10 protein-coding genes and 2 pseudogenes are annotated in these 9,014 nt (G+C 68.6%); 6 read left to right on the top strand and 6 right to left on the bottom strand.

Annotated elements, in window-relative coordinates; genetic code table 11:
• Window positions 1-241 precede the first annotated feature (241 nt).
• Window positions 242-757, top strand: coding sequence for a tetratricopeptide repeat protein (locus ACLB9X_RS34180; RefSeq protein ID WP_410364309.1), 516 nt, complete (start codon window positions 242-244; stop codon window positions 755-757).
• A 96-nt stretch (window positions 758-853) separates the two neighbouring features.
• Here ACLB9X_RS34180 and ACLB9X_RS34175 read toward each other — a convergent pair whose 3' ends face one another.
• From ACLB9X_RS34175 to ACLB9X_RS34165, 3 genes and pseudogenes are all read right to left on the bottom strand, one after another.
• Window positions 854-1,045 carry a hypothetical protein gene (locus ACLB9X_RS34175; RefSeq protein WP_410364308.1) on the bottom strand — a complete coding sequence of 64 codons (192 nt, stop codon included), beginning with the start codon at window positions 1,043-1,045 and terminating at the stop codon, window positions 854-856.
• Window positions 1,030-1,233, bottom strand: a complete 204-nt coding sequence (locus tag ACLB9X_RS34170) for a hypothetical protein (protein ID WP_410364307.1) — start codon at window positions 1,231-1,233, stop codon at window positions 1,030-1,032. Before ACLB9X_RS34170 ends, ACLB9X_RS34175 begins: the two co-directional genes overlap by 16 nt.
• A 64-nt stretch (window positions 1,234-1,297) precedes the next feature.
• Window positions 1,298-2,959 (bottom strand): annotated as a pseudogene (locus ACLB9X_RS34165) (trypsin-like peptidase domain-containing protein); the annotation flags it as partial.
• Between the two features lie 52 nt (window positions 2,960-3,011).
• On the opposite strand from ACLB9X_RS34165, the gene ACLB9X_RS34160 reads away from it, so the two are divergent.
• The 3 genes from ACLB9X_RS34160 to ACLB9X_RS34150 all read left to right on the top strand — a co-directional run bounded on the left by ACLB9X_RS34160 (window position 3,012) and on the right by ACLB9X_RS34150 (window position 5,045).
• Complete coding sequence (locus ACLB9X_RS34160) at window positions 3,012-3,353, top strand: VOC family protein (RefSeq protein ID WP_410364306.1); 342 nt, start codon at window positions 3,012-3,014, stop codon at window positions 3,351-3,353.
• 334 nt (window positions 3,354-3,687) lie between these two features.
• Complete coding sequence (locus tag ACLB9X_RS34155; protein ID WP_410364305.1) at window positions 3,688-4,251, top strand: hemerythrin domain-containing protein; 564 nt, start codon at window positions 3,688-3,690, stop codon at window positions 4,249-4,251.
• A gap of 224 nt (window positions 4,252-4,475) precedes the next feature.
• Window positions 4,476-5,045, top strand: a complete 570-nt coding sequence (locus tag ACLB9X_RS34150) for an SRPBCC family protein (protein ID WP_410364304.1) — start codon at window positions 4,476-4,478, stop codon at window positions 5,043-5,045.
• Window positions 5,046-5,328: 283 nt separating this feature from the next.
• Here ACLB9X_RS34150 and ACLB9X_RS34145 read toward each other — a convergent pair whose 3' ends face one another.
• A complete protein-coding gene (locus ACLB9X_RS34145) occupies window positions 5,329-5,658 on the bottom strand; it encodes a TfoX/Sxy family protein (protein ID WP_410364303.1) in 330 nt (109 codons plus the stop codon).
• Between the two features lie 8 nt (window positions 5,659-5,666).
• Window positions 5,667-6,125, bottom strand: a complete 459-nt coding sequence (locus ACLB9X_RS34140) for an SRPBCC family protein (protein WP_410364302.1) — start codon at window positions 6,123-6,125, stop codon at window positions 5,667-5,669.
• Between the two features lie 254 nt (window positions 6,126-6,379).
• Between ACLB9X_RS34140 and ACLB9X_RS34135 the strand changes: the two genes are divergently transcribed.
• Together ACLB9X_RS34135 and ACLB9X_RS34130 are read left to right on the top strand one after the other, a co-directional pair.
• Window positions 6,380-6,973 carry an O-methyltransferase gene (locus tag ACLB9X_RS34135; RefSeq protein ID WP_410364301.1) on the top strand — a complete coding sequence of 198 codons (594 nt, stop codon included), beginning with the start codon at window positions 6,380-6,382 and terminating at the stop codon, window positions 6,971-6,973.
• Between the two features lie 413 nt (window positions 6,974-7,386).
• On the top strand, window positions 7,387-7,800 hold the full coding sequence (locus ACLB9X_RS34130) for a hypothetical protein (protein WP_410364300.1): 414 nt from the start codon (window positions 7,387-7,389) through the stop codon (window positions 7,798-7,800).
• A 409-nt stretch (window positions 7,801-8,209) separates the two neighbouring features.
• Here ACLB9X_RS34130 and ACLB9X_RS34125 read toward each other — a convergent pair.
• Window positions 8,210-8,730, bottom strand: a pseudogene (locus tag ACLB9X_RS34125) (IS5 family transposase); the annotation flags it as partial.
• Window positions 8,731-9,014 lie beyond the last annotated feature (284 nt).

Here is a 9,014-nt window from a genome sequence, read left to right as displayed (position 1 = left end):
CGAACGCACCCGCGCCAAGATGAAACGCCTGGTCGCAATAGGAATCCTCACCGAGGCCGAGCCCGGCACCTTCAGCAAGAAGCGGTAACCAAGTCCGGAACGGACATCAACTCACGAACCGCCCACTGAGATTCGCGCTGGTTTGAGGTGCAGGAGCACAGTCGGTCAAGACGGAGCGCCCCACGGCCTGGTGGCCGCAAAGTGATTGACAGCCACGGGCCGGGGCCACAAGGTGCTCTGCATGAACCAGAAGATCAACTCGGACTGGGAAGAGCGCCTGGCAGCTGTTTGGGCGTCGTTCGACGACTATGAAGGGACGCGGGAGGCGGAGTTCCGCGTGGTAGTCGATGAACTCGTGGCAGAGCTGCCCGATGACAGCCCGGTCGGTCCGTTCGAGCGGGCCTGCGCCTTCGACTCGACCGGGCACTCGGACAAGGCGGTGCCGCTCTATCAGGAGGCGCTGGCGCGCGGCCTCGATGGCTATCGCGGACGGCGCACCAAAATTCAGCTGGCCAGTTCGCTGCGCAACATCGGCCGTGCCGAGGAGGGCGTCGCGCTGCTCACGCCGGAGCTGGACGCACCCTCCGACGAGCTGGACGACGCCGTACGCGCGACCCTCGCGCTGTGTCTCGCCGGACTCGGCCGGGAACGCGAAGGTCTGTCGCTGGTCCTGGGGGCGCTGGCTCGCCATCTACCGCGCTACCAGCGGTCCATGAAGAACTACGCACGCGAGCTGATCGAGTCAGCAGACGCATGAGCCTGGCGGTCAATGTGCCGGCGAACCGGCTGGAGCGGAGAGGCGTGCAAGAAAGGCCTTCCCCGCCCAACGACGGGGCGGGAAAGCCCACTTGCTTCAGGGGCAGACCGGTCGGGCCGGCACGCTCACCGGAAGACCGCCCTTCTCGTCTCTCGTGAACCGCTGGTTGCCGATCACCTTGCACAGCTCGCGCCCCCACCGGTCGGGAGTGAGCTGGAGGGAGCCGCCGGTGTTGTCGGAGTCCTGGTAGATCACGTTCCTGCCGTCCGGAGTCATGTCACGGAACACGTACGAGCCCTCCACCAACAGGCCGCTGGACGGCCCTCCAGCTTGTCCCAGCTGGTGATGAGCGCCTCATGGATCAGCTCGACCGTCTCGGCGCCTTCGGAGTCCCGCCCGATGACCAGCAGACGGGCACGGGCGGCTGCGAGCCGCTCCGCCACGCGCCATTCGTCCTCGCCCAGTTCGGCCCGCATGGCCACCCGGCGGGTGACGGCTGCCGATTCCAGCGGCACGCGGACCAGCCGGGGTGAACAGCCGCCGCGCCACGGCCTCGTCGGACTGCGGGATGCAGGCGGTCCAGACCCCGACGAGGTGGTCGTGCAGCCCCCCGGCGACACCGCCGATCCGCTCGTACGCCTCATGGGTGAGCCGACCGGGCGTATCCCTCTGCTGCTCCCGCCAGAGCTGGTCGAGGGCGAAGCTCAGCAGGGGCAGTGCACCGGGAGCGGTGCCGGTGTCGTCGAGGATCCGGTCGACCAGGTGGGGCTCGTAGCGCACCCCCGGGACGGCGGCCACCGGCAGCGTGACGACCTCACGGAGCTGGTCGGTGTGCATCGGGCCGAGCGCGTACACCCGTCGTCCGTCGAAAGCGTGGCCGATGCGTGGGTGCGCGAGGACCGTGCCCAGGAAGTCGGCCCGCAGGGTGGTCAGGACCCGGACCGTGTCCGGCAGCGCCTCGTCGAACAGGATGTCGGCCAGCTCCTCGACGGCCTCGGCTTCGTGCGCGAGCAGCTCTTCGAACTGGTCGATCACGACCAGGAGCCGTCGGCTGCCCTGCCGCCTCAGCAGCGGGGGGAGGACATCGGCGAGGCCGCGCCGCCTGACCAGTGCCCGGGTGAGCATCGGGAGACGGTCGATCCGGTCCGTCTCGGAGAGTTCTGGCTCCAGCAACGCCAGCAGCTCCGCGGCGAGACCGGCCGACGGACTGCTGCCCGACGAGGGCCGCAGGACGACCACAGCAGTGCTGTCCGGCCGCAGCTTCGGTACGACCCCGGCCTGGGCCAGGGAGGACTTGCCGGAGCCGGAAGGCCCCACGATCGCGGTCCAGCGCTCGCCGGTCACCATCCGGGCGACCGCGTCGGCCTCCGCCCGGCGGCCGTGGAAGACCGCCGCGTCGGCCTCCCCGAACGGTGACAGCCTGCGAAACGGCGACGGCGGCAGTGCCAGCGGCCGCAGGTCCGGCCAGGTGTCCAGCAGACCGGCCGTCGGGATCAGGTAGCTCGCCGGCGGATCGCCCTCCTCGGCCAGGGCCATCATGCCGACGACGCCCTTGAGCTCCTCGTCCCACACCGGGCTGCCGCTGAACCCGCGGGACACCCGGTAGCCGCCCGCCGCGAGATCCGCCTGCACCCATCCGCTCGCCTGCCGGGCCCGCAGGACTGCCGAGTGCCACACGCCTCCAGGGCGGCCGGCGGGGACTCCGAAGACCCGGGCAGAATGCTCCCACACATCCGGCTCCTCGATCAGCCGGAGCGGCCGACTGCCGCGCACCGCGGTGCTCAGGCGCAGTACCGCCACGTCTCCGGCGCCGGACGACTGCGGGGGAACCCAGTGCTCGACACTCGCCGTCGCGTGCACGTCGCTGCCGTCTTCACCGTTCGTGCTGCTTTCGGCCGGGGCCGGCAGCAGGGGAAAGCTCACGTCGATGCGGGCGTCGGTGCCGGGCTCGGTGCCGAGTGGGCTGCCGAGTGCGGCATCGACCACATGCGCACAGGTCAGCGCGAGGTCTTCGGCGACCAGGAAGCCCAGCCCCACCGGCTCGCCCTGCCGGTCCCGGATCTGGAGCACGGCCGCTTCCAGGGCGCCATGGCCCGTGTCGGGAGAGGGAACGGAATCAGCCGGCGACCGGCCCGGTCGGGTCACTGCTTCCCCCTCGCTCGTACCGGCTCCTTCCGCTTGTTGGAGCCCCGGACCCGTCATCGTCCACCAACGACCCCTGGAACAAAAGGAGTTATGGAGTCACGGCGCGGCGGTGCATGCCAGGGTGACCGGTACGGCGCAAGAGCTGGCGGAGTTCAAGCGCTCGCAGCCACCTGAGGAGCGGGATTCATGGTTCGCCTGCAGTGATCCCTCAGGTGTGGGCCCGCGACTGTACTTCCAGCGCGTCCCCGAAGGGAAGGCCGCCAAGAACCGGCTGCATCTTGATGTGCGGGTCGGCACCGGACTCGTAGGCGAAGAGCGCCTCGCCGCACTCGAGGCCGAATGCGCCCGACTGCTCCCGCTCGGCGCGGTACACATGCGAACGCTGTATGACGGCCATGATTCATGCATTCCGATGATGGACATCGAGGGCAACGAGTTCTGTATCGACTGAGCATCCTCCGAGCCGGAGCGGTGGGTAGCCGCCTCCCTTGGACCGCTCTGGTCACGTATCGGGCAGGCGCTGTCCCGCGAGGGCGAGGTTGTGCAGCCGGGCGGGGACGGCTCGGGTGGTCGCCGCGGTGTCCCCTTCTCCGCGGACCACAGCGTGAAGCTCGTCAGCAGTACGCGGCAGCCCCTGGTGGACGGAGTCGCTGAGCCAGAGAGGTGAGCGCCTGGTCTGTCGGCGGCTGACAGGTCCCGACTTCGGTGTATGCCTGGTTGTCGGCCAGCACCCGTGGTCCAGCGCTCTGCCGTACTGCGGGGCGAGGAATTGCGAAGGGGCTGTCATGGATCGCGGCAGGAATGTGATTGCTGAGCTGGAGGCCGACCATCGCGAGGTGGAGGAGCTGTTCCAGCAGATCGAAGCGCAGCCGGTGGGGGACCGGCGGAGGCGGGAGCTGGCGGACGAGCTGACGAGGGAGCTCGTCAGGCACTCGGTCGCCGAGGAGATGCACCTGTACCCGGCGGTGCGTGAGTACGTCGAGGACGGGGCGATGCTGGCGGACAAGGAACTGGCCGATCACGCCGAGGTCGAGCAGGTGCTCAAGGACCTGGAGGATCTGAGCGCGGATGATCCGCGGTTCAACGACCTGGTTGCGAAACTCCGATTGGAGGTGGCTTCGCACGTACGTGATGAGGAGAGCCGCCTTTTCCCGAAGCTGGCAGCCTCCTGCACACCGCAGAAGTTGGACGAGCTGGGAGAGTTCGTTCGCCGGTCCAAGGAGACAGCGCCCACTCGACCCCATCCCGCCATGCCCACAAAGCCGCCGCTCAGCAAACTGCTGGCGCCCGGCGTGGGGATGGTGGACCGGATTCGGGACGCGCTCAGCGGACGCCGTGGCGAGCATTGAACACCGCGCACAGCGCCGACAACCGCACCGGACACCCTCCAGACCGCGGTCGTCACAGCCCCACTCGTGAACTGGTGCAGCCAGACGCCCGAGGCGGTACCAGCCGGCGCTCAGGCCGGGGGCCGACGCGCGGGCAGCGCGGTGAGTGCACTCACGGATCACCGGGGCTCACGCCCCTGGTGTCGGCAGCGGGGCAGCGACGGACGCGTGGAGGGAGTTGAGCGATGCTGCGGATCGGTGCTGTGGCGACGGCGGCGGTGGCGGGTGGGGGCGTCGCGGCCGGGTATCTGGGGCTGGTCACCGGGGCCGTACCCCTGGACGTGGGCGTCGGCCGGCGCACCCGGCCGCTGGGGCCGCAGACCATGGATGTCGCGGCCCCCCGCGAGGTGGTGTTCGACGTCATCGCCCAGCCGTATCTGGGCAGGGGCACCCGAGCCGTGCGGAAGAAGGTCCACGTGCTGGAACGCGGCTCCGACATGGTGCTCGCCGCCCATCACACGCCGGTCATGGGCGGGCGGCTGACGGCGACGACGGTGGAGACGGTGCGGTTCACCCGCCCGGAGCGGGTCGACTTCCGCCTGGTGCGCGGGCCGATCCCCGCCGTGACCGAGTCGTTCCTCCTCACGGAGCACGAGTCGGGCACCCGGCTGATGTACGAGGGCGAGCTCGCCACGGACCTGTGGCGGGCCGGCCAGTGGTGGGGCGACCTGGTCGCGCCACGGTGGGAGGCCACTGTCGCCATGTCCCTGGCGGCGATCCGCGAAGAGGCCGAGCGGCGCGCGTCCCTGGCGTAGGTGTGAGTCCTCGAGACACCGGTCAGCCGCCATGGCCCAGGCCGCTGCGCGTGTCCTCGGCACGCGGTGGAACGTGGGGCGGCGCACATCATGCGGCGAAGCCGGCCGACGACGCCCGGTAAGCCAAGCGCCTTCGTCGCCGAACTCGGCAAGCGCAACCAGGCGCCGGGCAAGTCGGTGAACATCTACCTCCAGTTCGACGGCTTCCACGAACGCACCCGTGGACCTGTCTCCGCCTCCTCCAGGTTCCCGTCGACCCCCGTGCCACCACCGCTTGGGCGCGTCACTTGGGTGGCAGGCCTGCGGCGAACGAACAGCCTTGGTCGATCCATTCAGCCAGGGCTGCGTCCTCAGCAACAGCGGATGCAGCCACGACGACCCAGCCGCGCATCGGGCGGCCGGTGAAGTCGAAGGGACGCGTCCCGGCCCGCGCGAGGGCCGCGTCGGTGGCCTCCGGGCCGACACGGACCATCAGGTCGTCGCCGATCACACCCACGGCCATGTTGCCGGCGTGCAGGAACGCCATGCCGCCGAACATCCGCTTCTCCACGATCGCCGGGTCCGCGCCCAGGTGCGCCCGGATCCGCTCCGCCAGTCCCTCGTCGAATGCCATGTCCGTCCTCACCCTCGCAGCCGACCACTCACCTGGCGCTCAAGGTCCCGCAGATCCTTTGCGAGCGACGAGCGCACCTTGCGTGCCATCACCGGTCCGGCAAGCCGATAGGGGCCGGACGCGTCACCGCGTACACGGATCCGGGCGAGCGTGCCGCCGTCGGGCTGCGGGTCGAAGGTGTAGGTCACGTGCATCGGCATCGGGCCGGCGACCGAGACCATGTCCAACAGCCTGGGGGATTCGAAGGCGGCGACGCGCAGCACGTAGTCAATCCGCTTGCCCAGGAAGTAGGCGGTCCGCGTCACCTCGGCCCCGACCCCGAAGCCGCCCCCGTCGCCCTCCCGTGTCAGCTCCGCCGTACGGATGCCCTGGGTCCACTCGGCATCGTGGCGCCAGTCCATCGCGTATGCCGCCACCCGCTCGCAGGGCAGCGGAATGGCCCGCTCCACAGTCACGTCGATTCCCATCCGCTGCCCCGCTCTCCCGGTGACGGTTCCATGGAGCCACCCTGACCGGGCACCGGCAACCGGACCGGGTGAGATCTGACGGCGCGTCGTCAGGTCACATACCGTCCCCGATTCCGCGCCGCGCACGGGATCAGGACCGGTACGCACTTGCGGCGCGTCGCCGGGCAGATCGGGAGGGGGGCTGGGGTGGGTGGAACCGGGTGCGGGGGGCGGTAGTCGCGGGTAGCGTCAGGGGCCGTGAAGGGGGCGTGTTCATGGCGGAGCGTAGGGTTCCGGCTCGGGTGGTGGCTGCGGAGCGCATTGCGTCCGAGGCGGGTTTCCACAAGAGTTGCCTGCCTGAGGTGGGCCGGCTGTTGCGGCTGGTGGCTGCTGCGAAGCCCAGTGGGGTGGTCGCGGAAAGTGGTACGGGTGCGGGTGTGGGTACTGCGTGGCTGCACAGCGGGCTGGGGGCCGGTGCCCGGCTGGTCACCGTGGAGCGGGACGAGGAGCTGGCGCGTCGGGCGGCCGGTGTTTTCGCGGACGACGAGCGTGTGAAGGTGCTGGTGGGGGATTGGCGGTTGCTGGAGCGGTGTGCCCCGTTCGATGTGTTCTTCTGTGACGGTGGGGGCAAGCGTGACGATCCGGAGGGGGTTGTGGGGCTGCTTGCCCCTGGTGGGTTGCTTGTTCTGGACGATTTCACTCCCTCGCCCGCCTGGCCGCCTCGTTTCGGCGGCGAGGTGGACGAGTTGCGCCTGTTCTACCTCACGCATCCCGCTCTTGACGCGACAGAAGTTCTCACCACACCGTCGAGTTCCGTGATTGTCGCGGTGCGCCGCGCCGGGATCGCCGAGGGGCTGTCGAGCGGCTGACAGCGGTCGAGGAGTTGGCGGTGGATCGAGGGGAGGGCGGGGACGCGGAGCGTGTAACCCTGCCCTCGCCGCACGGTCACGCCCTGGTCGAGCCTGGCGCGCTGGCAGGCTCCAGGTCGACGGTGCGGAGGAAGTCCGCGACCTCAGCTCCCGCTGGAGGTCGAAGCACGCCTCCTACGTCCACATCAACACGCTGTCGGGCACAGCGGGCGCAGTACCCATCCGGCGGCGCAGCGAAACGGCGCAATGATGCAGTGAGAGGATGTGTGAGCCACAGCCGATTTCCCTTCAAATGCGCTTTGCCTCCGTCGGACTGCCCCCAGCTATTACCGTCGAGGCCGAAGTGTGTCCATCATAAGAGCGATCGCATGGGCCGAATTGCAGCCCTGCAACGATGGGACAGGAGATCGCACATGGCTGAAGAAGTCGTGGCCACATTCGCTGGTCCGCTGAGCTCATTCTCCATCAACCTCACTCTCAACAACGCGAGTGGTTCCCAGGTTCAATCGGTGGGTATCAGCGGCCGTACGGCCAAGTTCCCCGTCACCTGGGACAGTATGGGCAGCTTCGCAGGCCCCGCGACGCTCACGAGCACGGTCGGTGTGGACACCGAGGTCGTGGTCGCGAATTTCTCCGGTTTCTCTCCCGGAGAGCAGGTGTCGTTCACCGGAGTCGACCCCGACTTCACCGCCTCCCCGTCAGCCGGGGTGAGGGTCCTCGACCTGTCCGGGGCCCGGGCTTTCGTGCAGTTCGCGGACGGTACAACCGGCTTCGGTGAGTTCGAGGCGACCACTGCGGGAACACTCCGCGCGGTCATCTCGAAGTAGCCGAGCAGGCGCGCGGCCGAGGGGTCTCCCCCTCGGCCCTCGCCCGCGACGCGCTCGTAGCCCATCCCCGACTCGCCGCTCCGGGGCATCAACGGGCTCTGGCCGAGGGCCTTCAGACGAACCGGATCTGGAAGGCTGCGCCGCGCGTCACGTCGAATCCGGGTCGACGAACCTCACCGACTGCCAAACTGGCTCGAGATGCCCCATACCTGCGCCAGGTAGAATCCTCATATAGGGCCCTTCGAAATATGCATGCATGTAGAGCAAGGCCGTCTTTAAAGTGCCGTTGAAAACTGGCTTCGCGACACCGCCAGCTTGCATGTGAGAAGCTGCGCGGGATAGCTGGATTAGGCTGAGTGACTCAGGTTCCGAAACGGTCATAGCCAGGCCGCACGGCTTAGACTGTGTCCTACATGGTGGGGTTGCGGAAGCGTTTGTAGCAGCAGATGGCGGCGGCGAGCCCGAGAAAGGCTAGGCGTTTGCCGGGTGTCGTTCGTAGCGGTGGTTGAGCCGGCGGTAGCCGGTCAGCCACGACATGGTCCGCTCGATGACCCACCTGCGGCGGCCGAGACGTTCGCTGGACTCGATGCCCTTGCGGGCGATCCGGACTCCGATGTGTTTGCCGCATAGTCATTTCCGCAGGTGAGGGACGTCGTACGCCTTGTCCGCGTGGAGGCGCTGGGGCTTGGGGTCGGCTGCGTGGGATTCGTGTCCCATGTGGGAATGGGACACCATCGGCTTCAGCGCCTGACTGTCGTGGGTGTTGACCGCGGAGAGTCCGACGCGTAGGGGCAGTCCCTCCGAGTCGGACAGGACATGCATCTTGGCACCGGGCCTACCCCGGTCCACGAGACTCGGACCTGCAAGTTCGCCCCTTCTTTTTTGCGCGACCTGGGCAGAGTCGAGGAGCGCCCGGGACAGGTCGACGAGGGGCTGTCCCGTAACTGGGCGGCACCTCCTTGCCGATCCCGGATCGGGCCGTGTCAGCGGCTGGTGACAGGATCGAGAGGTGCTAATCAAGGGATACGAAGTCGGCCCGTTGGTACCGGGCGAGTCACTGCTGGTCCGCCCGGGCTTCTGGTCGAACTGAACCGTTCCGGGTTCGGTAGGGGCTCGATCATTTGAGAGGATCGAGTTATGGCACGTCCTTCCCAGTACCCGCTTGAGCTGCGCCGTCGTGCGGTGCGCATGGTCGCCGAGGTGCGGCCCGACTA

Origin of the sequence: Streptomyces sp. 5K101 (genome assembly GCF_046506645.1) — a bacterium.
Lineage (GTDB): Bacteria > Actinomycetota > Actinomycetes > Streptomycetales > Streptomycetaceae > Streptomyces.
Note: the sequence above shows the minus strand (reverse complement) of the source record. Positions and strands in the feature narration are given on the sequence as shown.

Coding starts and splice junctions, on each gene's coding strand:
- ACLB9X_RS34180 (WP_410364309.1), top strand. CDS start 242: ATGAACCAGAAGATCAACTCGGACTGGGAAGAGCGCCTGGCAGCTGTT.
- ACLB9X_RS34170 (WP_410364307.1), bottom strand. CDS start 1,233: ATGCGGGCCGAACTGGGCGAGGACGAATGGCGCGTGGCGGAGCGGCTC.
- ACLB9X_RS34155 (WP_410364305.1), top strand. CDS start 3,688: ATGGATCGCGGCAGGAATGTGATTGCTGAGCTGGAGGCCGACCATCGC.
- ACLB9X_RS34150 (WP_410364304.1), top strand. CDS start 4,476: ATGCTGCGGATCGGTGCTGTGGCGACGGCGGCGGTGGCGGGTGGGGGC.
- ACLB9X_RS34145 (WP_410364303.1), bottom strand. CDS start 5,658: ATGGCATTCGACGAGGGACTGGCGGAGCGGATCCGGGCGCACCTGGGC.
- ACLB9X_RS34140 (WP_410364302.1), bottom strand. CDS start 6,125: ATGGGAATCGACGTGACTGTGGAGCGGGCCATTCCGCTGCCCTGCGAG.
- ACLB9X_RS34135 (WP_410364301.1), top strand. CDS start 6,380: ATGGCGGAGCGTAGGGTTCCGGCTCGGGTGGTGGCTGCGGAGCGCATT.
- ACLB9X_RS34130 (WP_410364300.1), top strand. CDS start 7,387: ATGGCTGAAGAAGTCGTGGCCACATTCGCTGGTCCGCTGAGCTCATTC.